The 25,293-nt window shown below is 72.9% G+C and carries 22 protein-coding genes; 17 read left to right on the top strand and 5 right to left on the bottom strand.

Annotated features, from left to right (window positions below):
* Positions 1–121 precede the first annotated feature (121 nt).
* The 3 genes from ACWC9R_RS02140 (at position 122) to ACWC9R_RS02130 (ending at position 2,466) form a co-directional block, all read left to right on the top strand.
* Entirely contained in the window at positions 122–409 is a 288-nt protein-coding gene (locus ACWC9R_RS02140) for a hypothetical protein (RefSeq protein WP_450728131.1), read from the top strand.
* 337 nt (positions 410–746) lie between these two features.
* Positions 747–2,036, top strand: coding sequence for a ferredoxin reductase family protein (locus tag ACWC9R_RS02135; RefSeq protein ID WP_450728279.1), 1,290 nt, complete (start codon positions 747–749; stop codon positions 2,034–2,036).
* An 85-nt stretch (positions 2,037–2,121) separates the two neighbouring features.
* Positions 2,122–2,466, top strand: coding sequence for a hypothetical protein (locus ACWC9R_RS02130; protein WP_450728129.1), 345 nt, complete (start codon positions 2,122–2,124; stop codon positions 2,464–2,466).
* 64 nt (positions 2,467–2,530) lie between these two features.
* Here the strand turns inward: ACWC9R_RS02130 and ACWC9R_RS02125 are convergent, their stop codons facing one another.
* Together ACWC9R_RS02125 and ACWC9R_RS02120 are read right to left on the bottom strand one after the other, a co-directional pair.
* A complete protein-coding gene (locus tag ACWC9R_RS02125; protein WP_450728127.1) occupies positions 2,531–3,391 on the bottom strand; it encodes an aldo/keto reductase in 861 nt (286 codons plus the stop codon).
* An 85-nt stretch (positions 3,392–3,476) separates the two neighbouring features.
* On the bottom strand, positions 3,477–4,973 hold the full coding sequence (locus ACWC9R_RS02120; RefSeq protein WP_450728125.1) for a lipase/acyltransferase domain-containing protein: 1,497 nt from the start codon (positions 4,971–4,973) through the stop codon (positions 3,477–3,479).
* Positions 4,974–5,069: 96 nt separating this feature from the next.
* On the opposite strand from ACWC9R_RS02120, the gene ACWC9R_RS02115 reads away from it, so the two are divergent.
* The 5 genes from ACWC9R_RS02115 to ACWC9R_RS02095 all read left to right on the top strand — a co-directional run bounded on the left by ACWC9R_RS02115 (position 5,070) and on the right by ACWC9R_RS02095 (position 12,284).
* Positions 5,070–7,130 (top strand): AAA family ATPase, encoded by a 2,061-nt coding sequence (locus tag ACWC9R_RS02115; RefSeq protein WP_450728123.1) that lies wholly within the window; start codon positions 5,070–5,072, stop codon positions 7,128–7,130.
* Complete coding sequence (locus ACWC9R_RS02110) at positions 7,127–9,445, top strand: WD40 repeat domain-containing protein (RefSeq protein WP_450728121.1); 2,319 nt, start codon at positions 7,127–7,129, stop codon at positions 9,443–9,445. The genes ACWC9R_RS02115 and ACWC9R_RS02110 overlap by 4 nt, the downstream gene beginning before the upstream one ends.
* A gap of 280 nt (positions 9,446–9,725) precedes the next feature.
* Positions 9,726–10,418, top strand: coding sequence for an RES domain-containing protein (locus ACWC9R_RS02105; protein ID WP_450728119.1), 693 nt, complete (start codon positions 9,726–9,728; stop codon positions 10,416–10,418).
* Positions 10,419–10,933: 515 nt separating this feature from the next.
* Positions 10,934–11,317 (top strand): XRE family transcriptional regulator, encoded by a 384-nt coding sequence (locus tag ACWC9R_RS02100; RefSeq protein WP_450728117.1) that lies wholly within the window; start codon positions 10,934–10,936, stop codon positions 11,315–11,317.
* Between the two features lie 178 nt (positions 11,318–11,495).
* Positions 11,496–12,284: a sulfite exporter TauE/SafE family protein gene (locus ACWC9R_RS02095; protein ID WP_450728115.1), complete on the top strand. Its 789-nt coding sequence runs from the start codon at positions 11,496–11,498 to the stop codon at positions 12,282–12,284.
* Between the two features lie 66 nt (positions 12,285–12,350).
* Here the strand turns inward: ACWC9R_RS02095 and ACWC9R_RS02090 are convergent, their stop codons facing one another.
* The gene (locus ACWC9R_RS02090) at positions 12,351–13,202 is read right to left on the bottom strand and encodes a class I SAM-dependent methyltransferase (RefSeq protein ID WP_450728113.1); all 852 of its coding nucleotides are present in this window, start codon (positions 13,200–13,202) and stop codon (positions 12,351–12,353) included.
* 94 nt (positions 13,203–13,296) lie between these two features.
* The gene (locus ACWC9R_RS02085; RefSeq protein ID WP_450728111.1) at positions 13,297–13,662 is read right to left on the bottom strand and encodes a cupin; all 366 of its coding nucleotides are present in this window, start codon (positions 13,660–13,662) and stop codon (positions 13,297–13,299) included.
* A 226-nt stretch (positions 13,663–13,888) separates the two neighbouring features.
* Here ACWC9R_RS02085 and cutA point away from each other — a divergent pair, with 226 nt between their 5' ends.
* Positions 13,889–14,254: a divalent-cation tolerance protein CutA gene (gene cutA, locus ACWC9R_RS02080; protein ID WP_450728109.1), complete on the top strand. Its 366-nt coding sequence runs from the start codon at positions 13,889–13,891 to the stop codon at positions 14,252–14,254.
* A gap of 1 nt (position 14,255) precedes the next feature.
* Positions 14,256–15,296 carry a trypsin-like serine peptidase gene (locus ACWC9R_RS02075; RefSeq protein ID WP_450728107.1) on the top strand — a complete coding sequence of 347 codons (1,041 nt, stop codon included), beginning with the start codon at positions 14,256–14,258 and terminating at the stop codon, positions 15,294–15,296.
* Positions 15,297–15,312: 16 nt separating this feature from the next.
* On the opposite strand, the gene ACWC9R_RS02070 is transcribed toward ACWC9R_RS02075, so the two are convergent.
* Entirely contained in the window at positions 15,313–16,029 is a 717-nt protein-coding gene (locus tag ACWC9R_RS02070; protein ID WP_450728105.1) for a SanA/YdcF family protein, read from the bottom strand.
* Positions 16,030–16,164: 135 nt separating this feature from the next.
* On the opposite strand from ACWC9R_RS02070, the gene ACWC9R_RS02065 reads away from it, so the two are divergent.
* The 7 genes from ACWC9R_RS02065 (at position 16,165) to dnaG (ending at position 25,249) form a co-directional block, all read left to right on the top strand.
* Positions 16,165–16,605: a gamma-glutamylcyclotransferase family protein gene (locus tag ACWC9R_RS02065; protein WP_450728103.1), complete on the top strand. Its 441-nt coding sequence runs from the start codon at positions 16,165–16,167 to the stop codon at positions 16,603–16,605.
* Positions 16,606–16,758: 153 nt separating this feature from the next.
* Entirely contained in the window at positions 16,759–17,784 is a 1,026-nt protein-coding gene (locus tag ACWC9R_RS02060) for an adenosine deaminase (RefSeq protein WP_450728101.1), read from the top strand.
* Positions 17,785–18,159: 375 nt separating this feature from the next.
* Positions 18,160–19,095 (top strand): sirohydrochlorin chelatase, encoded by a 936-nt coding sequence (locus tag ACWC9R_RS02055; RefSeq protein WP_450728099.1) that lies wholly within the window; start codon positions 18,160–18,162, stop codon positions 19,093–19,095.
* On the top strand, positions 19,092–20,405 hold the full coding sequence (locus ACWC9R_RS02050; RefSeq protein WP_450728097.1) for a deoxyguanosinetriphosphate triphosphohydrolase: 1,314 nt from the start codon (positions 19,092–19,094) through the stop codon (positions 20,403–20,405). Before ACWC9R_RS02055 ends, ACWC9R_RS02050 begins: the two co-directional genes overlap by 4 nt.
* A 244-nt stretch (positions 20,406–20,649) precedes the next feature.
* A complete protein-coding gene (locus ACWC9R_RS02045; protein ID WP_450728095.1) occupies positions 20,650–21,915 on the top strand; it encodes an NAD(P)/FAD-dependent oxidoreductase in 1,266 nt (421 codons plus the stop codon).
* 9 nt (positions 21,916–21,924) lie between these two features.
* Positions 21,925–22,929 (top strand): pyridoxal-phosphate dependent enzyme, encoded by a 1,005-nt coding sequence (locus ACWC9R_RS02040; protein WP_450728093.1) that lies wholly within the window; start codon positions 21,925–21,927, stop codon positions 22,927–22,929.
* Positions 22,930–23,332: 403 nt separating this feature from the next.
* Positions 23,333–25,249, top strand: coding sequence for a DNA primase (gene dnaG / locus ACWC9R_RS02035; protein WP_450728091.1), 1,917 nt, complete (start codon positions 23,333–23,335; stop codon positions 25,247–25,249).
* Positions 25,250–25,293 lie beyond the last annotated feature (44 nt).

Here is a 25,293-nt window from a genome sequence, read left to right as displayed (position 1 = left end):
AGCGGCAGCTCGCAGACTTGCGGACGGCCGCTTCAAGCACTCCGATCCTATTGCCCGACGCGTTACCCAGGTGACCAATTGGCTACATCCAGTTACCAAGGACAGCAAGGGAGTTAGCGCGATGACCGAGTCCACCCCAAGGCTCCTGCCCTGGTCGAGCCCCGACGGGAAGCCCTGTTACCTCGCAGGCGACGGGACCGGTTATGTGTCCCGCACCGCCGACATCGTCGAGGCGAAGCAGCTCGGTTCCGCCGCCGAGCTGATCGGGGAGGCGCGGGCGGTACTGGCGGGACGGTGCTGGACGCCGGGGGAAATCCACCTCCTGGCAGAGGACTTGACCGCCGCGCTGGCCGACGTGCACCGCGTCGCGGAGAGCCGGGGCGCCCGTCTGGCCGAGCTGTTGGGATGAGAAGGCCGGAACCGGAGCGGCACTGCCGCACCCGTGGTTCTTAACCCCCGGTCAGCCGATCCTCAAGGCTGCCTTAAGGATCTGCGGAGAGGGCCTGACCTGCTGTTTGCGGTGTCCGGACGGCCGTATTTTCAACGCCGTGACGATCCAGGCCGACCTCAGCGACGGGTACGCACCGGGCGGCGCGCCCAGTCCTGGCGCCCCGCCTCCGGACCCCGCCGAACCGCCCTCCACCCATCCGCTGTACTCGCGGCTCACCCCCCGGTACGTGCCGCCCCGGCCGCACTACGCGCCCCGTAGGGCGCCCGTGCCCGCGCCTCCGCTGCGCCTCTCGCCGATGGCGTTGCTGCGGGTGCTGGGCCTCGGTGCGGTGGTGATCGTCGGCCTGTGGCTGGCGCAGGCCGAGCCCTCGGTGCGGCTCGACGCGCTGTTCGCCACCCTGGCCCACCTCACCGGACTGCTCGCGGGCTACGGAATCCTGGTGATGCTGCTGCTGATGGCCCGGGTCCCGGCCATCGAACACGGCGTCGGCGCCGACCGGCTGGCCCGCTGGCACGCCCTCGGCGGCCGCCATGTCCTCACCCTGTGCTTCGCCCACACCCTCTTCGCGCTGTGCGGCTACGCCGTCCACACCGGTACCGACGTCTTCGACGCCACCGTCGACCTGATGGGCTACCCGGGCCTGGCCGCGGCCGCCGTCGGCACCGCGCTGCTCGCCGCCGTCGGCGTCACCTCGGCCCGTACGGCCCGCCGCCGGGTACGCCATGAGACCTGGCGCGCCGTCCATCTGCTGACCTATGTGGGCGCCGCCCTCGCCTTCGCCCACCAGCTCGCCGGACCGGATCTGGCCGGCGGCCCGTTCGCCGCCTGGCTGTGGACGCTGCTGCACACCACCGTCGGCACCCTGCTGGTCTGGTACCGCCTGGTCGTCCCCGCGCGCCAGGCGCTGCGGCACAGCCTGCGGGTGACCGAGGTGCGGGTCGAGGGGCCGGACGTGGTCTCGGTCGTCATGCAGGGCCTGGGGCTGGACGCACTGCGGGCCGAGCCGGGGCAGTTCTTCCGCTGGCGGTTCCTGTCCCGGCGGCTGTGGCGGACCGCCCTGCCCTTCTCGCTCTCCGCGCCCGTGCGCGACGACACCCTCCGGATCACCGTGAAGGCGTGCGGCGACCACACCCGCCGGATTCGCCGGCTGCGGCCGGGCGTACGGGTGCTGGCCACCGGCCCGTTCGGCGCCATGACCGCACACCGGCGGACCCGGCGCAAGGTGCTGCTGCTCGCCGGCGGCGTCGGGATCACGCCGATGCGTGCGCTCTTCGAGACCCTGCCGGGTGAGCCGGGGGATCTCACGCTCCTCTACCGGGCGGGCAACGCCGCCCAGTTGGTGCTGCGGGAGGAGCTGGAGGGGATCGCCGCGGCCCGTGGCGCGGCGCTGCACTACCTCCTCGGCCCGTCCGACGGCTCCTTCGATCCGCTGGCGCCGCAGGCCCTGCGCAACCTCGTTCCGGACCTGGCGCAGCACGACGTCTATCTGTGCGGCCCGCCCGGCATGTCCACGGCCGCGGTCGCCGCCCTGGAACGGGCCGGGGTGCCGGCCGACCGCATCCACTCCGAGCAGTTCACCTTCTGAGCCCCCTCGCCGGACCCACCGGCGGGCCGTCCCCAATCACCGCCCCCCACCACCCCCACCGCCCGACCCGCAAGGAAGTCACCCCATGGCCCGACACCGCAAACCGCACACCGTCCCGGCCGTCACCGTGTGGGCCCGCCGTCAGCTCGCCGCCTGCCTGGTGGGAGCGAGCGCGCTCACCGCCACCCTGGTGTCCCGCACGATCACCCCGACCGCCCCGGTCTCCCCTGACCGGACACCGGCCGGATACAACGTCCCCGAGCAGCCGAGCGGCTCCGTAACGCTGGTCAGCACGGCATCGAAACCGCTCGGCACGACACCGGCACGGGCCGGAACGGCAGCATCACCGGGCGGCGCGACCTCGGCACCGGCCGGGACGGCATCGATACCGGTCGCCACGATGCCGACTCCGCCCGGCACGGCGCGCTGAGGACCGCGGGCCGGGCCGCGTCCCAACGGTCCCGCGTCCCAACCGTCCCGCGTCCCAACGGGCCCTACGCCAACGCGTCCAGCTGCGTCACGTCCTCCTCCGTGAGGGCGATCCGGCCCGCCGCGAGGTTCTCGTCGAGGTGGGCGGGTGAGCCCGTACCGGGGGTGGGGAGCAGGACGGGGGAGTGGTGCAGGAGCCAGGCGAGGGCGATCTGGCCGGTGGTCGCGCCGTGCCGGGCGGCGACCGCGGTGAGTGCGGCGCCCGCGTCGCCGGCCAGGGCACCGTTCCCCAGCGGGAACCACGGCAGGAACGCGATGCCCTCCCTCTCGCACAGCGCCAGCACGTCCTCGGCCGCGCGGTCCAGCAGGTTGTAGCGGTTCTGCACGGACGCGACGGGGGCGATCTCCCGGGCCCGGGCCAGCTCGTCCGTGTCGACGGAGTCCAGACCGATGTGCCGGATCTTGCCCTCCTGCCGGAGGTCCAGCAGCGCGCCCAGCTGGTCGGCCATCGGCACGTCCGGGTCGAGCCGGTGCAGCTGGTACAGGTCGAGGGTGTCGGTACGCAGACGGCGCAGGCTCGCCTCACACATGGCACGCAGCTGCTCCGGGCGCCCCGCGAGGTGCCAGACGTCCGGCCCGGTGCGGACCACGCCTCCCTTCGTCGCGATCACCACCCCGTCCGGATAGGGGTACAGGGCGCGCGCCACCAACTCCTCGGCCACGTCCGGGCCGTAGTTGTCGGCGGTGTCGATCAGCGTGACCCCGCACTCGACGGCGCGGCGCAACAGGGCCGTGGAACGCTGCGGATCGTCGTGCCGCGGACCCCAGTAGCCGGGCCCGACGAGCCCGCCGGTCCCGAACCCGAGCCGCCGGACCGGGAGTTCGCCGCCGATCGCCACATCGGCCCAGAGGGTTTCCGTATCCATGCGTCCGGAGTCTAAGACCTGTGCTTCCCCCGCCCGCGGGGAACGGCCCCTGCGCGTACGCCCGTTCGGACTGTCTCCGGCGACGCTATTCAGCTTCCGGCAACAGTGGGGTGTCCGGTCCGGCGAGCACCAGTTGGGTGAGGGCGGGGGTGGTGGGTGACCGCACGGTGATCCGGTAGAGGCCGGGTTCGGGTACGGAGACACGGGCGGTGAGGGTCTCGTCGTCGGTGGCGTGGAGTCTCGCGTCGCGCTGGTGCGCGGTGTCGACGCCGGTGACGGTGCAGTCGATGCCGGCCGGGTCGTCGGTGCCGGTGAGATGGATGTCCCACTCGGTGCGGGCGGTGACGTAGTCGGGCAGTTCCAGCCCGAGGCCGCCGTCCGCCTGGTCGGGGCCGAAGGTCTCGTCGTGGACGAGGAAATCGGTGACTGTCTGGAGGGCCGCTTCACCCTGGGCAAGGGCTCCGTGCTGCAGGGCGATGGGCATGGCGCCGGGTGCCAGGACCGCGGACTGCCGGTGGACGGTGCCATCGCCGTCCCCCTCGAAGCGCAGGGGGACGCCGTGGACGTCGCGGCGGAGTTCCCCGTCGGCGTGGTGTGCGAAGCGGTGGTGGAGGGCGGTCACCTGTCCGTTGTCCAGGGTCAGGGACTGGAGGGTGGGCTGGCGGATTCCGGCGACGGCGCGGTGACGGGGCAGGGGATGAGCGCTTTGCCGGTCGTGGAAGGCCTGGGACGCGGTGGCGAGGTCTTTGTCGCCGCCGAGGTCCGCGACATCGGTGGGGGTCAGGCGGCGGACGTCGAGGCCTTCGTCGAGGCAGGGGAAGCGGGGGAGCAGGTCGTGGACGCCGGGCATGGCGGCGGCCAGGGCGCGCAGTCGGCTGTGGGGCAGGGGAATGGGCGAGCCCTGGCCGGTATTGAGGATCTGGGCGGCGAGGACGGAGCCGTGGAAGGGGGTGCCCAGCGTCATGACGCCGCGGGTGTCGTCGATGAGGTCGTTGTCGTGGCCGAGGGTGAGGGCGGCGTGGGTGATCAGGCCGCCCATGGAGTGGGCGATGAAGACCAGGCGCGTGGGGCGTTCGTCGTCGGTGTGGCGGCGGGCGGCCTGGTGCGCGTCGTGATCGCGCCATCGAGTGAGGTGCTGTCGGGCGTCGTTGGCGAGACGCCGGGCGTTGGTGGCGACGGACAGCCGCCAGTCGTAGGGGAAGGGGAGGACGGCGTCGGGGTGGGCGACGCACGTGCTGATGGCCGCGAGCAGGTCGTGGTAGGGCTCGATGCCGCGCAGGAACGGGCTCCAGGCGGGAGTCCGCAGCAGTCGGCGGGCGGTGACGCGGTCGGTGCGGCCGAGCTGCTCGTCCTCGGTGAGGTGCAGCGGGGTCAGGCCGGAGTCGGACAGCCAGGCTTTCGAGAGCCAGCCGGGGTCCGCGATGCCCCACAGCACGGTGCCCGTCCGGTTGTCGTAGAGCTCGCTGCCCATGATGCCCGGAACGACGACGACGGCATCGAGTGTGATGTTGCGTAACGTCTGCGGCAGGCGGTAGGGCTGCGGGTTCTTGCCTGGGATGTTTGACTGCGAGGGCTGCGTCATGGCTGGAACACTAAAGGAGTGCAGAACACAGCGGCCGAGATGAGCCAAAATGGCATCACTGGTGCTCCGGTTGCGGAGCGGCGCACGTTGCTCACTGTGGCGGTCCGCGATTACGAGGACGACGACGCGGAGTTCACCGCCGGCATCGACGAACAGCTGGACGTGGTGCGGCAATGGTGGCCGGCCGACGGAGCACCGGCGCCCTTTCTTCACATACCGGCCCCCGAACTCAAGCAGCGCCGCGACATCGAGGACTTCCTGGAGGACCATCAGGTCCGGGAGATGACCGGTAAGGCCCTGGTGCTGTTCGTCACCGGGCACGGGATCTCCAGCGGTTCGCGCATCCACTTCCTGAAGCTTCCCGGGACGCAGAAGGGCAGGGTCCTGGCCACGGCGGTGCGGACGTCCGACATCGTCATGGCGGCGCTCGACAGCCATGTGGAGAACGTCCTGGTGATCGTGAACACCTGTTACGCCGGGCAGCTCGCGGCCGAACTCGGCCTTCTCCACACCGAGATCGGGCGGGGGCGGCGGCGCGCTTGCCAGCTCGACGTCCTGGTCACCTGCGGCCACGACCAGCCGGTTCAGGTCCGTCGCTTTCCATCCCTGATGAGGGGCGTCTTCCAGCGTCTGCGCACCACGTCGCAGATCACCGCCCCGTATCTGACGGTCGCGGAGCTGATGGCGGAGGTCGAACGGGAGCTGGCAACCGCTGACCAGCGGGAGCTGCACCAGCTTCGCCGGGTGATCGGCAACGGCCAGACCGCGCCCAGCCCGTGCCTGCCCAACCCGGGCTACCGGCCCGTGCGCCAACTTGTGGGCGCCGGCCGGGAGCAGGTGGCCACGGACGCCGACGACTACTGGCTCGACCGGGCGACCGGCCGCACGCAGGACGATGACAGCGGCTGGTACTTCAGCGGCCGCGAGGACCTCAACCGGCAGGTCGCCGGTTTCCTGGCCACCACCGGAGCCGGCGTCCTGCTGCTCACCGGCACCACCGGCAGCGGCAAGTCGGCGATCCTCGCCCGGGCGGTGACACTCAGCGACCCCCGCTTCTTACGCGACGCCACCTACGCACAGGCCGTCGCCTCCGCTCCCGCCGGCACCGTGCCTCCGCCCTGCTCGGTCACCACCGCCGTACTGGCACGCCACCGCGGCCCCGCCGACGTCGTTCACGACCTGCTGACCGGACTGGGCCAGGCGCCGCGCACGCCCCGGACTCCCGAGGAGTCCGACGACCCGGTCCCCTTGTGGACGCAGCAGCTCACCACGTATGTGAGCACCTGCCGTGAACCGGTCACGATCGTCCTCGACGGCCTGGACGAGGCGCACGAACCGCACCGCATCATCCACAGCGTCCTCGACCCGCTGAGCCCGCTGTGCCGGCCTGCTCAGCCGGCCCCCGCACCGCGCCTCCCCGGCCCCCGCACACCTGAGCCGGGGCCACCGGCCCTCCGCCTGCTCATCGGCGTTCGCAGCGGCCTGCCCGACCCTCCACGGCGCGTCTCCGGCGCCGAGGCCGAAGCCGACGGCCTCCTGGAAAGTCTCCTGCAGGTCTTCCCGGGCTGCCGGAGTGCACGCACCGACGACAGCTCCAGTCAGAACGACATCGCCGCCTACGTCCACGCCCTGATCTGCGACGACGGCGACCATCCGGGAGCGGAGAAGGCGTCGGAGGCGGTCGCGTCGGAGGTCTGGCCGTCGTTCGCCGATGCCCGCCTCGCAGGGGAGCAACTGCGTGCCGTCAAGGACCCGGAGGCCGAGGTGGCCACCGAGCAGTGGCGGACGACGGTGCGAGCCGGCACGACCGGCCTGCTGCGGCGCGACCTGATGCTGCTGGAGGCGGAGAAGGAGGGGGAGGACGGCGAGAGGCTGCCTGCCGATGTGGCACTGGCGCTGCTGCGGGCCAGTGCCTGGGCGCAAGGCGGTGGTGTCCCCTGGTCGGACATCTGGCCCGCCATGGCCTCGGCGATTCTTCAGCGCCCCGTGGAGAACCCCGACACCATGATCAAGAAACTTCTCGAGAGCAGGCTCGCCGGCTACCTGGCGTGGGGCGTCGAGGACAACCGACGCGTCTACCGGCCTGCGCACGAAGTGGTCGCCCGGACACTCCGGGACCCGGACGTGGAACAACTGCTGTACGGAGAGACACCGTGAACGCACCGCTCGGCGGCGGCGAACCCACCGACATCCACCGCCGGATCGCCGCCGCGCTGGCCGGCCTCGTCACCGACACTCCAGGTGTTCCGCCCCACCCCTACCTCAGCCGTCACCTCGCTCAGCACGCCGCCCGAGGCCAGGTCCTCGACGACGTCCATGTGCCGCCCGCGCTGCTGGCCTGGGACACCAGCGCCTCCGTGCGGCGTCTGCTGCACTGTCAGGATGTCCCGCACCAGCGACAGGAATGGCTGCAGACCTGGGCGGCCCTCGAACCCTTCGCCCGGGACATCACTCCCGCCTCGCGGCTGACGAGCCTGCACCTCGCCCACCACGCCGCCACCTGCCGACGCACACCGGCCTCCGCCCCCGCCGCCCGCGCGGCCGAGCTGTCCGGCTCACGGGTCACCGCCCTGTGGAGCGACTGCTCACCGCCTGACAACGTGTGGTCCATCACCGACACCGCCGTCACCTCCCTGGCCGCGGTCACCACCCCCGGCGAGGGCGCCCTGGTCAGCGGCGACGACCACGGCGTCGTACGGATGTGGCGCAAGGACGGCACCGCGGCCGCGACGCCCCTGAACATGCACGAGGGAGCCGTCACCCACCTCCTGCCACTCGGCCCCGGCCGCCTGGCCACCGCCGGCACCGACGGCACCGTCGCCGTCCTCGACATCCACCACAACCGCCGCCTGGCGACTGTCCACCGCCGCCCCCGCACCTGGGTCACCTCGCTGGCCCTCTACCGCCCGCCCCGCGACCGCCACGTACTTCTCGCCGCTCACAGCGACGGCTACATCGCCGTGCTCGACGCCGAGACCTACCGCCCTGTGGACCTCCCCCTGCCCAGCCGGGACAATGCCCCGGTTCTCCTGGCCACCGTCCACCAGCGCGATACCGCGCCCCTGTTGCTGTGTGCCCAAGGCGAGACGATCAGTGTCTTCGACGGCCGAGCCACCTTCATCCACGCGCGCCAGGGCAGCCGCGTACGCGCCCTCGCGGCCCTGCAGGAGCCGGGCCGCTATGCCGTGGGCGACGAAGCCGGCAACCTCACCCTGTATGACACGGCCCGCCCGTCCCGGGAAGCGGCCCGGGCGGCTGTCCCTCCTGGCGACGCCCTGTCGAAACTGTCCGCGGTCACCGTCGACGGGCAGCCACTCCTCCTCTCCGCCAGCACGGACGGCACCGTGCGACGGTGGAACACCACCACCGCCCTGCCGGTCGGGGACCCGCTGCGCGGCCACACCGCGGCGATCAACGCGATGGCCCTGCTCCCCGGGCAGTCCGGCACCCGCCTGATCACCGCAGGCGCCGACCACACGCTGCGCAGCTGGCTCCTGGCGGCCGAAGCGGCCCGGCCGCCACGACCGCGATGGCGCCCCGTGACGGCCGCGGCTCTGGCCGATACCCCCGCGCCGGAGCCCCCGCCGTTCTTCGCGGTCGCGTCGGGGGCCACCACGCGCCTGTTCAACATCCGCACCGGCGACCGGCGGACCCTGTGGAAGGACGGTGGTGTCACCGCGCTGACCTGGATTCAGAACGATGCGCAGCTGCTGCTGGCCGCGGCGATGAGCGACAACTCCATCCGCTTGACCGATCCCGCCGGGCCGAAAGGCTCCGCCGGCACACGGCACCTGACGGGCCATTACGCACCGGTGCTGGCTCTCGAAACGGTCCCGCTGCCCGACCGGACGATTCTGGCCAGCGCCAGTGGCGACGGCAGCGTGCGCCTGTGGGACCTGGAGACGGAACAGGCCCTGGCGGTCTTCGACGACCACAAGTTCAGCGTGCGGGCCCTGGCCTCGGCCCAGACGTCCGACGGACCGCTCCTGGCCTCCGGGGGCAGCGACGGCACCGCACGCCTGTGGGACCCGCTCCGCCGCACCTCCCACCGTGACGCCATCCGGTGTGCGCAGCACAACGTCAATGCCCTCGCCTTCGTCCCTGCCGCGGGCGGCGCCGCGGCGGCGCAGCTGGCCACCGCCGGCCAGGACGGCACCGTCAAGGTCTGGGACATCCGTTCCGGGCATCCCACCAAGGCCGTGGCGCACCGTGATTTCGGCGACGGTCCCCTCACCGCCGTCACGAGCTTTCCCCACCCCGGCAAACGCACGGTGGTGGCCGCGGCCGGGCGAAGCGCGATTCATCTGTGGGACGTCACCTTGGATGTGGTTCTGCTGCAGATCGCCGTCGGACGTTCGCTGTCCTCGCTGGCCTCGCGCACCGATCCGCGCGCTCTCGGCCCCACCACCGTCATCACGGCCACCGGAGGGGCGGGCACCATGGTCTTTCGTCTTGACCACGAGCTGCTCTGACCCGTGTGCGCTGGCCGCGCGCCCCCGCGCTCCGGGGATGCGCCCTCGGGGGACGGCGTGAATCCGTCACAGGCCGGCCGCATCTGCGAGAAAATGATCGACTCATGCCGGCACCCGCCGCGGGGCGGAGCTCTGCCGGGCCCGTGCCGGCAGCCACCCCGTACCGCCAGCGAGGACTTGTGAACTCTGCCTTACCTCCTTCCCCGTCGCCCGCGGCCTGCCCTGCGCCTACGACGTGCCGGGTGAGCCTGGCCGCGATCACTGACGGGGGGTCTTCACAGTGACCACCCACCCGGTGCCGCCGGTCGCTCTCGTCCCGGCTCCCCCGCGGGGCGTGTGGCGACTGGGGCGGGCCGCCGACCCCCTTCGGTGCAATCAGCTCGAACCCGAGACCATGGCAGGCTCCTCCGCGGGCCGGTTCAGCCTCTTCAGCTATGGCACCCTCTACTGCTGCAGTGACCAGACGGGATGCTTCGCGGAGGCCCTCGCGCACTTCCGTGTCCACCCCAAGTGGCGCCGGCTCCTGGATGACAAATGGAGCGTGAAGACCGACTTCATGGCAGCCGGACACGTCGCCTCCAGCTGGCGCACGGAGCGCATCCTCGTCCGCCTGGCCGTGCCGCAGGAAGTGCGCTTCCTCGACATCGATGCCGAAGAGACGCGCGAGGTCCTCGCCGAGGCGCTGCACAGCGAACTGAGCGAGCTGGGCGTCCGCGGGCCCCTGACGGACGACCATGTCCACGGCAGTGACCGCCGGATCACCCGGCAGATCGCGGCCTGGAGCGTTGCCCAGCGCAATGCCGCCGGCCACCGGCTCGCGCAGGGCATCGCCTACCGCTCCCATTACGGCGGGCGCAGGTGCTGGGCGATCCTCAGTGACGCCGGCCTGGCGGAGGTCGAACGACGGCCGGTTCTGGCCGAGTCCCACGAGCTGCAAGAGGTGGCCCGGGAGTACGGGCTGACCGTTCACTGACCCGCTGCGGTGCGTCTGGCCGCCCGCGGGTCACCCATTCGGGGGCGGACGCCCGGCGCGATGCCGGACGTTCCGTCACCTCTCCTGACACAGCTCCGTCTGGAAACCGCTGTTCAGAGGTGAGCCGGGGTGACGGCAGGTGGGCTTTAGGGGGGTTTTTAGGCGGGAAAGCTGTGGAGTAGATGGCATGCCGACGGGTACCCTCCTCTCAACACCACACGGGAGTAGCTATGTTGAAGACGCCAGTGATCCGCTTATCAGGATCGCCGCCCAGCGGCAGTGACGACTCACCGGTTCCCCTGGGAAACCTCTCCCCCCTCCTCCAGGCTGCGGCCACGGCATCCGCTGCCGCGACGACGCCCAGCGGACGCTCTTGGAGCTGTGTCACGTCCATAGCCGGCCATCCCGGCTGACCTTCACAGCACGCCAGAGCACACGCCAGCCTTCACATCGCGCCCCAGGCGCACGTCCTCAGCTCACGCTCGTCAGCGCAGCAGCGAGGAAACGAGGAGACCATGCAGATCCAGCGAGAGGCCGCAGCCGAAGCCCGAGCGCACCGCGACACCGCGCGACAGACCATCGCCGACATCGCACGCTTCCTGCAGGAGAATTTCAGCCAGCGCGTCACCGCGCACATCGCCGGCATCGAAGATGCCAAGCAGGTCGGCAAGTGGTGCAAGGAGCAGAGCACCCCACGATTTGAATCCGAAGTCCGCCTGCGCACCGCCTACCAGGTCTTCCAGCTCATCCAGCATGCGGAGAACTGTCACACCGCCAGAGCCTGGATGATCGGCATGAACCCGCAGCTGGAGGACGACGCTCCGCTGCAGGCCATTACCGACGACCGTTTCAAGGACGTCATGGCGGCAGCCCGCGCCTACCTGCAAGGCGACCTCTGAGGCAGCCGGCCATCGAGCCCGCACATCAACCAGGAGATGTGCGGGCTCAGCGCGTTTCCACAAGCCTGCGGGCCGGTTCGCAGGACGCGCACGGCCCTGCGCGACACCGGAACAGGGAACCAAAGGACTTTTACGGGACGGCCCTGAAGGGGCGGCCAACGGTCCATAAGATCGTCCGGTGCCTGCTGACATATCGCTGTTCACGCTGACCCTGCTCTGCCTGGCCGCGCTCGCGGCGGGCTGGATCGACGCCGTGGTGGGCGGTGGCGGGCTGCTGCTGCTTCCCGCGCTGCTCGTCGGTCTGCCGCACACCCCGGTCGCCTTCGTGCTGGGGACCAACAAGTCCACCGCCATCGTGGGCACCACCGCGGCCGCGGTCACCTACGTCCGCCGGGCTCCGATCGACGTACGGACCGCGCTGCGCATCGGCCTCGCCGCGGTCGCCGGTTCGCTGGCCGGGGCGTTCTTCGCGGCCGGGATCAACAGCGAGGTGCTGCGCCCGCTGATCATGGCCGTGCTGCTGGGCGTGCTGGCGTTCATCCTGCTCCGGCCGGCCTTCGGGACCGCGCCCGCGCCCTCGGGTCCGGTCTCCCGCCGGCGTGTGCTGGCGGCCGTCCTGATCGCGGGCCTGGGGATCGGCTTCTATGACGGGCTGATCGGGCCCGGGACCGGTGCGTTCCTGGTCATCGCGCTCGCCGCGGTGCTGCACATGGACCTGGTCACCGCCTCCGCCACGTCCAAGGTCGTCAACGTCTGCACCAACATCGGTGCGCTGACGATGTTCGCGATCCAGGGCACCGTGCTGTGGCAACTCGGCGCCCTGCTCGCGCTGTTCAACTTCACCGGCGGCATGGTGGGCGCCCGGATGGCGCTCAAGCGCGGTGCCGGATTCGTGCGCGGGGTGCTGGTGGTCGTGGTCGTCGCGCTGCTGTGCAAGCTGGGCTACGACCAGTGGCTGGCGGCCTGACGCGACGGAGGGTCGGGCAGCCGCCGGAGGGCCGGTCGCGAGGGACGGCCGACGCCGCCGGGCCGCTCAGAACCGGCAGAGGTACATCCGCGCCATGTCCCGCACGGCGGGCAGCTTCGCCGACACCCGGGCCGCCGTCCGGTTGCCCGCCGGCAGCTTCTCGATGCCAGGGATCTCCATGGCGCTGAGGTTCTCGACGATCTCCAGCTTCGGGCTCAGCGCCGCGATGCCCGCGGTGTCCGTGCCCCAGTGGAGCCGCGCACCGGCCTTCACCACGACGCGGTTGAGCCACTGGACGCGGATCGCGAACCTGCTGAAGGCGTCGAAGGCCAGCTCACCGCCCGGCACGCGGTCCATCAGCCGCCGCAGCAGCGCGGTGCCGTCCGCCTCGGTCAGATACATCAGCAGCCCCTCGGCCACGATCATCGTCGGCCGGTCCGGGGGGATCTGCGCCACCCACGCCGGGTCGGTCACGGACGACGGGACGGTCGTGTAGCCGGCGCGCTCCGGGTAGAGCTGCCGCCGCAGGGCGATGACTTCGGGGTAGTCGATGTCGAACCACCGCACCCCCGGTCCGGGGTCGAGGCGGTGGACGCGGCTGTCGAGGCCGCAGCCCAGATGCAGCACCGTCGCCTCCTCGTGCCGGGCGAGGAAACGCGCGGTCCAGACGTCCAACTGCCGGGCGCGCAGCGCGACTCCGGCGGCGTTGCCGGGGCTCAGCCGCATCCTGCCGAAGTCGTAGTCGAGCCGCTCCACCGTCTCGGCGGCCGTGGTGTCGCCGAGGATCGGCCGCGGGGCGCGGCTGTCGACCGCGCGGCCGTAGAGCGTGGCGAGGAGGGTCTCCTTCTCCTCGGTCAGCCGCACCTTGGGGCGCGGGTCGGGAGGTTCGGGATGCCGTTCGGTACGCGGACTGGTCATGACATGGAGAGTACTCAAGATTCAGAAAAATATGAAGACTCAGAATTTCATGGCTGTCCAGCCCTGGGGGCTCCTGTCGTCGGCCCGCCGGGATCTACCGCCGGTCCGTCCCCGCCAGGGCCGCGGGCCGGGCCCCGGCCGCGATCTCCGTGACCGCTGTCAGAAGCACCGCGGAGTCCTCCAGGGCCAGCAGGCCGTGCCGTTCGCGCGGCGTCGTGATGACCTGACCGATCGTCAGTTCCTGGCCGCCGCCCGCCCCGGTCAGCCGGACCCGGCCCCGCAGGACCTGCAGGCTGGCCGCCGGGGGCGCGTTGTGTTCGTCCAGCGAGACGCCCGCGACCAGGGCGATCACGGTCTGCCGCAACCGGTCGTCGTGCACGAAGAGGCGGGCGCTGCGCCCGTGCGCGGAGGCCCTGGCCTCGTCGAGCTGCTGGCGGGCGAGCGCATCGAGATCGTCCATGATGCTGGCCTTTCGCGTACGGACCGGCGGCTGGGCTGCCCTTTCCATCGTTGCCGGTGCACGGGGGGACGCAACCGGGGAGCGCGGCAGCGGGCCCGTCTCTTCCGGGATGATCATCAGGGTCCGTACGATGCGGTCCCGTGCCGTCGGCCGAGCCCGCTCGGCCGGCGCGGTCCCACCGTCCCGTACGTTCCCCTCCGCCCCCCACCGTGAAGGATGCGCACCCGTGGCCGACCCCACTGCCCTCAACGGCCCGCCCGACCCCACCGGGCGGCCGACCGGATTCCTGACCGTCATGACGACCATCGACAGCGAGACCAAGGCCCGGAAGCTGGCGCGCGGCGCGATCGAGGGCAGACTCGCCGCCTGCGCGCAGATCAGCGCGCCGGTCACCTCGGTCTTCCGCTGGGACGACGCGGTCGAGGCCAGTCAGGAGTGGCAGGTGCTGTTCAAGACGGCCCAGGCGCGCTACGAGGCGCTGGAGTCCTACCTCCTCGACGCGCACGACTACGACACCCCCGAGATCATCGCCACCCCCGTCACCCGTGGTGGCGCCGGCTATCTGTCCTGGGTCGCAGAGGAGACGAGCTGACATGAAGCGCGACACCACGGAACGCGGCGCCACGCGGCGAGCGGGGCGGGCGCGGCCCCACCGGAAGCGCTGGATCAAGGCCGCGACGGCCGTGGCCGGAGTGACGGTGTGCCTGGCCACCGCCTCCGTCGGCCACGCCGTCAACGAGGCCCGGCGCGCGGCCCCGAGCGCCGGTGACCCCACCCCGGCCGCCGACGACGCCTGGACCAGCCGGGACGCCGCCGCCTACTGGACGCCCGACCGCATGGCGGGCGCCGCCCCGGCCGGCAGCGACACCCCGGCCGAGCCCGCCGCCACCCCGTCCACCCCCTCGACCCGGTCCGCCGCACCGAAGGGGACCGCCGCAGCGGCCCGCGCCGGACGCACCGCCCGGCACTTCGACGGCATCCCGTCCGTCGGGGTGCTGTTCTCCGTCGACGGGGACGCCGAGGCGCACCACTGCACCGCGAGCGTGGTGCACAGCCCGCACGGCAACCTGATCCTCACCGCCGGGCACTGCAATCCGGGAACCCGTGCCGCGTTCGTCCCGCAGTATCGTTCCGGCGCGAGCTCCCAGCCGTACGGCGTGTGGGCGATCGAGCGGACCTTCGCCTACCCCGGCCGCGGCACCAGCGGCGCCGGAGCGGACCTCGACTTCGCCTTCGCCACCGTCGCCTCCGGCGAGGACGGCGACACCCTGGAGGAGGTCACCGGCGGCAACACCCTCTCCCCGACGCCCGGTTACACCAACGACGTCACCGTCATCGGCTACCCGAACGTCCGCAACGACCCGGAGGACCGGGCCGTACGCTGCGCCACCCACACCGGCCGGCTGAGCGGCACCCGTGAACTGCGCATGGAGTGCGGCGGGTTCTACGGCGGCACCTCCGGCAGCCCCTGGCTGAGCGACTTCGACGAGGACAGCGGCACCGGCCGGGTCATCGGGGTCATCGGCGGCCTCAACGGCGGCGGCCCGAAGGGCCCGGACGCCGACCGGATCTCCTACAGCCCGTACTTCGGGTCGAAGATCCTCAGCCTCTACGCCCGCGCGGCCGAGAAGTGACCCGGGGACGGAGGCGCTAACGGGCGTCCGCCAGCGCCTCCGTCACCCCCTTCTCCTGCGGCCCGAGGAACTGCGGATCGGGCCGCAGCAGCGCGTCCGCCGCCGCCTTCCCGGCCGCGAGGATCTCCCGGACACCGCCGTACGCCCAGGTCACATCGCGCTTCGCGGCCACCGCGACGCCGGAGGAGTCGACCCCGGCCGCAGTGCACAGTGCCAGCGCGCGCCGGATGTGGAAGCCCTGACTGACCAGCACGGCCCGGTTCACACCGAAGATCCGGCGGGCACGGCTGCAGGAGTCCCAGGTGTCGAAGCCCGCGTAGTCGCTGACGATCCGGCGCCCCGGGACACCGTGCCGCAGCAGATAGGCGCGCATCGCGTCCGGCTCGTCGTAGTCGCTCCGGCTGTTGTCGCCGGTCACCAGGACCGCCCGGACCGTGCCCCGCTCGTACAGCGCGGCGGCCGCGTCCAGCCGGTGGGCGAGGTACGGCGACGGCTTGCCGTTCCACAGGCCCGCGCCGAAGACGAGGGCCACCGGGGCGGCCGGGGAGTCCGCCACACCGTGCACCCGGGGCCCGGCGGTCGCGTTCATCCAGGTCGCGGGCGCCAGCGCCAGCACCGTCAGCGCCACCACGGCCTGGAAGGCCCGCCGCTGCCCCCGCCGGGTCCGCGGCAGCCGCAGCCGGCGCACCCCGCTCCGTATCCGCTGCCACGCCCCCGGTACCGGCCCGCGCATCCCGCCCCCGTTCCCGACCGCGCCGCTCGCGGTCGACCTCGCAGGCTGCGACGCCGGACGCGCCGTGATGGTTGCAGCGGCGGCCTGGCATCGTGGCAGGGGGAGCACACGCCGTCCGGAGAGGAACGCACCACCATGACCCACGGAACCGAGCGGCTGCCGTTCTTCGTCTACGGGACGCTGCGGCCCGGCGAGGTCAACTACGGCCCGACGCTGGGCGGCCGGACCGCGGCCGAGGAACCGGCCCGCATCGGCGGCGCGCTGCTCTACGACGGCCCCGGATACCCCTACGCGACGGCCGGGCCCGCCGACGCGGTGGTGCACGGCGCCCTGATCCGGCCCCGCGACACCGACTACGACGAGGTGTGCACGCTCCTCGACCGGCTGGAGGGCTATACGCCCGGCGATCCGCGGAACCACTACGAGCGGGTGGCCACCGAGGCCGTGTGCCCGGACGGCAGGACCGTACGGGCCTGGGTCTACCTGGCGGCCGGACCGCTCGCCGCCCGGCTGCGCGCCACCGGCACCCCCCTCGCGGGCGGCGACTGGCCGGCCTCGCGCGCGGCGGCCGGCTGACCGGCGCGGACCCCTGCCGGGAACGGCACCCGGTCCGCCCCGGGCGCCGCCACGGCACCGGCCCCCGCCCCGGCTAACCTGGACGACTCCTCGGACCCCGGGCTCCCTCCCGTACCGAGGCCCCTTCCCGTACCGCAGAACAGGTGTGACCGCGTGGCTTCCTCCCCGTCCTCCCCCTCCGCCGCAACTGCCCACGAACCGCTGCCCAAGGCGGAGCTGCATCTGCACATCGAGGGCACGCTGGAGCCCGAGCTGGCCTTCGCGCTCGCCGCGCGCAACGGCGTCGAACTGCCCTACGCCACCGAGGACGAGCTGCGCCGCGCCTACTCCTTCGCCGACCTCCAGTCCTTCCTGAACCTCTACTACGCCCTGATGGCCGTGCTGCGCACCGAGGACGACTTCGCCGACCTCGCCCACGCCTATCTCGCCCGCGCCAAGGAGCAGGGCGTACGGCACGCCGAGATCTTCTTCGACCCGCAGGCGCACACCGCGCGCGGCGTCCCGATCGGCACCGTCATCAACGGCCTGGCCCGCGCCCTGGACAGCGCCCCGGAGACCTACGGCATCAGCACCCGCCTGATCATGTGCTTCCTGCGCGACGAGAGCGCCGAGTCCGCCCTGGCGACCTTCGAGGCGGCCCGCCCCTTCTTCGACCGGATCACCGCCGTCGGCCTGGACTCGGCCGAGGTCGGGCACCCGCCGTCGAAGTTCAAGGAGGTCTTCGCGCTGGCGCGGGAGGCCGGCCTCAAGTGCGTGGCGCACGCGGGGGAGGAGGGGCCCCCGGCGTACGTGTGGGAGGCCCTGGACGTCCTCGGCGTGGACCGCGTCGACCACGGGGTGCGGTCCCTGGAGGACGAGCGGCTGGTGGCCCGCCTGGTGGCCGACCAGGTGCCGCTCACCGTCTGCCCGCTGTCCAACGTCCGGCTGCGGGTCATCGACGACCTCGCCGACCACCCGCTGCCCGCGATGCTGGACGCCGGTCTGCTGGTGACCGTCAACTCCGACGACCCCGCCTACTTCGGCGGCTACGCCGACGACAACTTCACCGCCGTCCGCGACGCCCTCGCCCTCGACCGGGAAACCCTGCGCACCCTCGCCCGGAACTCCTTCCACGCCTCCTTCCTCGACGAGCCGACCCGCGAGCGCTACCTGCGGGAGGTCGAGGCACACCAGGGGTAGGCCGCCTGAGGCACGGGACAGCGTGCACACCTGCTGACCCACAGCCGGCCGGGACCACGCCGGGCGCTCCCAACGGGAGCGCCCGGTTCGCCGTTCACCGACCGCTCTCACGGCCCCGGCAGAACCCCCGGTGCCACCCCCTGCCTTCCCAACTCCCTTGAGCCCAGGGGGCTTGGTTCGATCAGAACGGGGTGAGTTCCCGCTCAAGGTGAGCCCCCGCCGGGGATTCCTCGTCGTCCACGACCGCTGAGACACCCCCGCCGCCGGTCCGGCCGCCCGTCCTGCCACCGGGGCACGGGCCGATGGCAGCCGGACGGAACACGGAGTTCGCCGCGGGGAAACGAGGCGGCAACGCCCGGCTGCCAGGCTCGGTCCATGACGGCGCCGATACCGCACCCGCCCTCCGCGTCCCCCGCCCCCCTCGGCACGGGAAACCTCGCCGCCGAGATCACCGCGCAGCTCAGCACCCAGCTCAGCCGCGTCCGGCTGCACGGCTTCCGGCACCCGGAGACACCGGCCCCCACCCTCGTCGCCGTCGCCCACGGCAGCCGCGACCCCCGCGCCCTGCCCACCGTCCGCGCCCTGCTCGACCGGGTCCGCGCGCTGCGCCCCGGCCTGCCCGTACGGCTCGGGCACATCGAGCTGAACCAGCCGCTGCTCACCGACACCCTCGCCGGGCTGCGCGGCACCGCCGTCCTTGTGCCGCTGCTGTTCGGCCGCGGCCATCACGTCACCCACGACCTGCCCGCCGCGCTCGCGGCCGCACCGCTGCTCACCGGCCGGGTCGCCGCGCCCCTCGGACCGCACCCGCTCCTCGCCGAGGCGCTGCACGGCCGACTGCTGGAGGCCGGCTTCCCCGGTACCCCGTCCCCGCGCACCGCCGTGGTCCTGGCCGCCGCCGGCTCCCGCGCCCCGCGGTCCGCCCGGGACACCGAGCGCACCGCACAGCAGCTCTCCGACCGGCTCGGCGGCATCCCCGTGCTGCCCGCCTACGCCTCCGCGGCCCGCCCGTCGCCCGCCACCGCCCCGGCACGAGACGCTGCGCGTCGCCCCCCTGAGATCGCCACCATCGCCGACGCGGTCCGCGCGCTGACCGCCCGGGGCCACGACCGGATCGCCGTGGCCGGCTGCTTCACCGCCCCCGGCCGCTTCGCCGCCCAGTGCGCGGCTGCCGCTCCCGGGACCGCCGCCGCGCCCCTGGGCGACCACCCCGCACTGGCCCGACTCGTGCTCCACCGCTACGACCAGGCGCTCCTCGCGCCTACCGGATACGGTCCCGAGGGCGTCCGGGCGGCTACCGTCGCGGTATGACGGCCACACCACCGACCCTCCCCGGCTACACCGCGGCCGACCTCGAACGCTGGGTCCCCGAGCCCGACAAACGGCCGGGCCGCACCGCCTTCCAGCGCGACCGCGCCCGGGTGCTGCACTCCGCCGCGCTGCGCCGGCTGGCCGGCAAGACCCAGGTCGTCACCCCCGGCGCGCACACCCCCGCCTGGGACGCCAGCCCGCGCACCCGGCTGACCCACTCCCTGGAGTGCGCCCAGGTCGGACGGGAACTCGGCGCCGCCCTCGGCTGCGACCCGGACCTGGTCGAGACCGCCTGCCTGGCACACGATCTCGGCCACCCGCCCTTCGGCCACAACGGCGAGCAGACGCTCAACGAAGTCGCCGCGCCCTGCGGCGGCTTCGAGGGCAACGCCCAGTCACTGCGGCTGTTGGCCCGTCTGGAGCCCAAGCGGTTCGTGCCCGCCCAGGACGGCTCGGCGGTCAGCGTCGGGCTCAACCTCAGCCGCGCCGCCCTCGACGCGGCCACCAAGTACCCGTGGCTGCGCGGCGGGCACCCCACCGACCCCGCGTCCCCCAAGTTCGGCGTCTACGCGGACGACGCGCCGGTCTACGCGTGGTTCCGGCAGGGCGCCCCCGACGCGGCCCGCAGCTTCGAGGCCCAGGTCATGGACTGGTCCGACGACGTGGCGTACTCGGTGCACGACGTCGAGGACGGCCTGCACGCCGGGCACCTCGACCCCAACCTCCTGCTCGCCGACGCCGAACGCGCCGAGATCTTCGAGGTCGCCGGGGAACGCTATGCGCCCGGCGCCGGACCCGAGGAGCTGGCCGCGGCACTGGACCGCCTCCTGGAGCAGGAGTGGTGGCCGCACGGCTACGACGGCTCCGCGCTCGCCCAGGCCCGCCTCAAGGACGCCACCAGCCAGCTCATCGGCCGCTTCTGTCTCGCCGCCGAGGGCGCGACCCGGGCCCGGTGGGGGAACGGACGGCTCACCCGTTACGCGGCGGAGCTGGTGGTTCCGGCCGAAACCCGGCTGGAATGCGCCGTTTTGAAAGCCGTCGCCGACCGGTACGTCATGCAGCGCCCCGACCAGGAGGCGCTCCGCGCCGAACAGCGCGTCGTCATCGCCGAACTCGCCGAGGCGCTGCTCGCCCGCGCCCCCGACGGCCTTGATCCACAGTTCCGTTCACTGTTCGACACGGCACCGGACGACACCGCCCGGATGCGTGCCGTCATCGACCAGATCGCCGCCCTGACCGACACCTCGGCACGCTCCCTGCACGCCCGCCTCACCCGGCGCCCCGGCCACCGGGGGGCCGGGCAGGGGTGACCCTGGGGGAGAGCCCCCTCTTCCCCCTTCACGCTCCGTGCGGGACGCTCGAACCCGGCCGTTTCGAACGGAGCACCCTGACAACAGCGAACAGCGAGCCTGACGACAGCGCACGGGCCCCGATCGGCGGCGATCGGGAACCCCGACGCCACCGAGAGCATCAACGGGGGAGACACCGGGGGGTACATCGGGGCGTTCACGGACGCGGACGCGGACGTACGGCACCGCAACGAGGAGGAAGCAAGTGGTCGACGCACACCAGACGTTCGTCATCGTCGGGGGTGGCCTGGCCGGGGCGAAGGCCGCGGAGACGCTCCGCGCGGAAGGATTCACCGGCCGGGTGATCCTCATCTGTGACGAGCGCGACCACCCCTACGAGCGCCCCCCGCTCTCCAAGGGGTACCTGCTCGGCAAGGAAGAGCGCGACAGCGTCTTCGTCCACGAACCCGCCTGGTACGCCCAGGCACACATCGAGCTGCACCTGGGCCAGCCCGCCGTCCGCCTCGACCCCGTGGCCAGGACCGTCCGCCTCGGCGACGGCACCCTCATCGCCTACGACAAGCTGCTGCTGGCCACCGGCGCCGAACCGCGCCGCCTGGACATCCCCGGCACCGGCCTGGCCGGCGTGCACCACCTGCGCCGCCTCGCCCACGCCGAACGCCTCCGCGGCGTCCTGGCCTCCCTCGGCCGGGACAACGGCCACCTCGTCATCGCCGGCGCCGGCTGGATCGGCCTGGAGGTCGCCGCCGCCGCCCGCTCCTACGGCGCCGAGGTCACCGTCGTCGAGGCCGCCCCCACCCCGCTGCACGGCATCCTCGGCCCCGAACTCGGCGGCCTCTTCGCCGATCTGCACCGCGAACACGGCGTCCGCTTCCACTTCGGCGCCCGCTTCACCGAGATCGTCGGCCAGGACGGCATGGTGCTCGCGGTGCGCACCGACGACGGCGAGGAACACCCCGCCCATGACGTGCTCGCCGCGATCGGCGCCGCCCCGCGCACCGCACTCGCCGAACAGGCCGGACTCGACCTCGTCGACCGGGAGGCCGGCGGCGGCATCGCGGTCGACGCGGCGCTGCGCACCTCCGACCCGTACATCTACGCCGCCGGCGACGTCGCCGCCGCCGACCACCCCCTCCTGGACGGCCGGGTGCGCGTCGAGCACTGGGCCAACGCCCTCAACGGCGGCCCGGCGGCGGCGCGCGCCATGCTCGGCCAGGACGTCAGCTACGACCGCATCCCGTACTTCTTCTCCGACCAGTACGACGTCGGCATGGAGTACTCCGGCTACGCCCCGCCCGGCTCGTACGCGCAGGTCGTCTGCCGCGGTGACGTCGCCAAACGCGAATTCGTCGCCTTCTGGCTCGGCGCGGACGGCCGGCTGCTCGCGGGCATGAACGTCAACGTGTGGGACGTCGCCGAACCCATCCAGCAACTCATCCGCTCCGGGGCGCCGTTGGCCCCCGAGGTGCTGGCCGATCCGGAGGTTCCGCTGACCTCGCTGCTCCCGTAGCGTGCGGGTATGACGCAGAGCACCGACGGTCCCACCGGCCCCGGCAGCACCGACGCCCCGGACGCCGTCACCCTCGACGACGTCCGGGACGCCGCCCGGCGGCTGGCCGGGGTGGCGCACCGCACGCCGGTGCTGCGCTCCCGCACCCTGGACGCCCTCGTCGGCGCCGAGGTCCACCTCAAGTGCGAGAACTTCCAGCGGGTCGGCGCCTTCAAGTTCCGCGGCGCATACAACGCCGTCTCCCGACTGTCCCCGGAACAGCTCGCCCGTGGAGTCGCCGCCTACTCCTCCGGCAACCACGCCCAGGCCGTCGCCCTGGCCGCCCGTGAGCTGGGCAGCCGCGCCGTCATCGTGATGCCCGAGGACTCCCCGAAGTCCAAGACGGACGCGACCGCCGGCTACGGCGCCGAGATCGTCCGCTACGACCGCTACACCGAGGACCGCGTCGCCCTCGGCAGGCAGCTCGCCGAGGAGCGCGGCCTCGCGCTGATCCCGCCGTACGAGCATCCGCACATCATCGCCGGGCAGGGCACCGCCGCCCTGGAGCTGATCGAGGAGACCGGCCCGCTCGACGCGCTGCTGACACCGGTCGGCGGCGGCGGGCTGATGGCCGGCTCGGCCACCGCCGCCACCGCCCTGGTCCCCGGTATCCGCATGATCGGCGTGGAGCCGGAGGCCGGCGACGACACCCTGCGCTCCCTGGCCGCCGGCCACCCCGTCACCATCCCCGTCCCGCACACCATCGCCGACGGCCAGGCCATCGCCACCCCCGGCGAGCTGACCTTCGCGATCAACCGGCGCCTCCTCGACTCGGTCGCCCTGGTCAGCGACGACGAGATCCGCGCGGCCATGCGGTTCGCCTTCGAACGCCTCAAGATCGTCACCGAACCCAGCGGCGCCAGCGCCCTGGCCGCCCTCCTCACCGGCCGCCTCGCCCCCCTGCCACCCCGCATCGGCGTCATCATCTCGGGCGGCAACGTGGGACTGGAGCGGTTCGTGGAGCTGCTGGGGTAGGGGAGCGGCGGGGGGTTCGGGCGGGACGGGGGGCTGGGGTCTCCGGGCACTCCGGCGGGCTCCCCCCCACCCCCGCCCCCTCCGGGCGCTCCGTGCGCTCCCCGCCCCCTCCCCCTCCTCCCCCTTCGGGGGGAGGGGGCGGGGGTGGGTTCGGGGGTGGGGGGGAGCCCGCCGGCTTCGCCACCGCCCCGCGCCCCGGGCCTCCCGGTCCCCGGCCCCCCCGTTCCTCCACCGCCACACCCCGCAGCCCCGCCCGATCACCGCAGCCCCGCCCGATCACCGCACCCCCCGGATCACCGCACCCCGGCGCCTCGCGCTCCCGGTCCCCGGCCCCCGAGCGCCCGTCACCCCCCACCCGCCGCCTGCGGCCGGAACTGTCCGACCCCGGCCGTAGAATTCACGCGTGGCAGGACGGATCAACGATGACGATGTGAAGGCGGTGCGGGACGCGGTCCCGATCGACGCCGTCGTGTCCGAGTATCTCCAGCTCCGCAACGCCGGCGGCGGCAACCTCAAGGGCTTGTGCCCCTTCCACGACGAGAAGTCCCCGTCCTTCCACGTCAGCCCGGCCAAGGGGCTCTACCACTGCTTCGGCTGCCAGGAGGGCGGCGACACCGTCGACTTCGTCATGAAGCTCGACCACCTCTCCTTCGCCGAGACCATCGAGCGCCTCGCCTCCCAGGCCGGGATCACCCTGCGCTACGAGGAGGGCGGCTACACCCCCGGCCGCCAGCAGGGCGAGCGCACCCGCCTGGTGGAGGCCCACAAGGCCGCCGCCCAGTACTACGTCGAGCAGCTCGACAGCCCCGAGGCCGAGATCGCCCGCAAGTTCCTCGCCGAGCGCGGCTTCGACCAGGCCGCCGCCCAGCATTTCGGCGTCGGCTACAGCCCGGCGGGCTGGGACCACCTCACCCGCTTCCTGCGCGGCCGCCGCTTCAGCGACCAGGAGCTGATCCTCGCCGGGCTCTCCCAGGAGGGCCGCCGCGGCCCCATCGACCGCTTCCGCGGCCGTCTGATGTGGCCGATCCGCGATATCGCCGGCGAGGTCGTCGGCTTCGGTGCCCGCAAGCTCCGCGACGACGACAACGGCCCCAAGTACCTCAACACCCCCGAGACCCCCATCTACCGCAAGTCCCATGTCCTCTACGGCATCGACCTCGCCAAGAAGGAGATCGCCAAGACCAACCGCGCGGTCGTGGTCGAGGGCTACACGGACGTGATGGCCTGCCACCTGGCCGGGGTCACCACCGCCATCGCCACCAGCGGTACGGCCTTCGGCGAGGGCCACATCAAGATCCTCCGCCGCCTCCTGATGGACAACGCCGGCTCCGAGGTCGTCTTCACCTTCGACGGCGACGCCGCGGGCCAGAAGGCCGCCCTGCGCGCCTTCGAGGACGACCAGAAGTTCGCCGCCGAGACCTCCATCGCCATCACCCCCGGCGGGATGGACCCCTGCGACCTGCGGCTCGCCAAGGGCGACGCGGCCGTCGCCGACCTCGTCGAGGCCCGCACCCCGCTCTTCGAGTTCGCGCTGCGCCATGTCGTCTCCCGGCACAACCTCGACACCACCGTCGGCCGCGCCGCAGCCCTCGACGAGGCCGCCCCCATCGTCGCCAACATCAAGAACAGCTCCATCCAGCACGAGTCCGCCGTCCAGCTCGCCGGCATGCTCGGCATCCTGGACACCCAGTTCGTGGTCAAGCGCGTCTCCCAGCTCGCCCGCTGGGCCCGGGAGCGCGGCCGTGACGGCGGCCCCGACCAGGGCCGCCAGCAGCGCCGCGGCCAGCCGCCCGCCGCCGAGCAGACCCGCCCCGCACCCGGCCCGCGCGGCCCGGCGCTCAACCTCCGCAGCCCCGCCCACCGCGTCGAGCGGGAACTGCTCAAGCTGGCGCTGCAGCGCCCCGACCTGGTCTCCCCGGCCTTCGACGCGTACGGCGCCGACGAGTTCACCGCCCCGCCGTACGCCGTCGTCCGCCAGTGCATCGAGGACGCCGGCGGTGCCTCGGCCGGCGCCAACGACAGCGCGTACGTCCCCCGGGTACGGGAGGCCGCCCCCGACGACACCGTCCGCGCCATGGTCACCGAACTCGCCGTCGAGCCACTGCACACCCGCCGCGACCCCGACGAGGCCTACGCCGGCGTCCAGTTGGTCGCCGTCCGCCTCGCCGCCGTCAACCACCGCGTCACCGAGATCCGCGGCACCCTCCAGCGCCTCGGCCCCCGCGCCGACCCCGAACACCTCGCCGCCGTACAGAACGAACTCTGGGTCCTCCAGCAGTACGGCCAGTCCCTCCGCGAACGCGGATACGCGGCCCTGTAGGGCGCCCTAACACCCCCGGGCACTCCCCGCGGTAGCCGTCCGGT

It is taken from the genome of Streptomyces sp. NPDC001219 (assembly GCF_053597915.1).
The sequence above is the reverse complement of the archived record's forward strand: the minus strand, read 5'-3'. Positions and strand labels throughout refer to the sequence as shown.

Excerpts from the sequence above, each read along its gene's own strand:
- ACWC9R_RS02120 (WP_450728125.1), bottom strand. The coding sequence starts at position 4,973 with ATGACGCAGCCCTCGCAGTCAAACATCCCAGGCAAGAACCCGCAGCCC.
- ACWC9R_RS02050 (WP_450728097.1), top strand. The coding sequence starts at position 19,092 with ATGACGGCCACACCACCGACCCTCCCCGGCTACACCGCGGCCGACCTC.
- ACWC9R_RS02070 (WP_450728105.1), bottom strand. The coding sequence starts at position 16,029 with ATGCGCGGGCCGGTACCGGGGGCGTGGCAGCGGATACGGAGCGGGGTG.
- ACWC9R_RS02065 (WP_450728103.1), top strand. The coding sequence starts at position 16,165 with ATGACCCACGGAACCGAGCGGCTGCCGTTCTTCGTCTACGGGACGCTG.
- ACWC9R_RS02040 (WP_450728093.1), top strand. The coding sequence starts at position 21,925 with ATGACGCAGAGCACCGACGGTCCCACCGGCCCCGGCAGCACCGACGCC.
- ACWC9R_RS02130 (WP_450728129.1), top strand. The coding sequence starts at position 2,122 with ATGGCCCGACACCGCAAACCGCACACCGTCCCGGCCGTCACCGTGTGG.
- ACWC9R_RS02055 (WP_450728099.1), top strand. The coding sequence starts at position 18,160 with ATGACGGCGCCGATACCGCACCCGCCCTCCGCGTCCCCCGCCCCCCTC.
- ACWC9R_RS02135 (WP_450728279.1), top strand. The coding sequence starts at position 747 with ATGGCGTTGCTGCGGGTGCTGGGCCTCGGTGCGGTGGTGATCGTCGGC.
- ACWC9R_RS02090 (WP_450728113.1), bottom strand. The coding sequence starts at position 13,202 with ATGACCAGTCCGCGTACCGAACGGCATCCCGAACCTCCCGACCCGCGC.
- ACWC9R_RS02125 (WP_450728127.1), bottom strand. The coding sequence starts at position 3,391 with ATGGATACGGAAACCCTCTGGGCCGATGTGGCGATCGGCGGCGAACTC.
- ACWC9R_RS02140 (WP_450728131.1), top strand. The coding sequence starts at position 122 with ATGACCGAGTCCACCCCAAGGCTCCTGCCCTGGTCGAGCCCCGACGGG.
- ACWC9R_RS02085 (WP_450728111.1), bottom strand. The coding sequence starts at position 13,662 with ATGGACGATCTCGATGCGCTCGCCCGCCAGCAGCTCGACGAGGCCAGG.
- ACWC9R_RS02100 (WP_450728117.1), top strand. The coding sequence starts at position 10,934 with ATGCAGATCCAGCGAGAGGCCGCAGCCGAAGCCCGAGCGCACCGCGAC.
- ACWC9R_RS02075 (WP_450728107.1), top strand. The coding sequence starts at position 14,256 with ATGAAGCGCGACACCACGGAACGCGGCGCCACGCGGCGAGCGGGGCGG.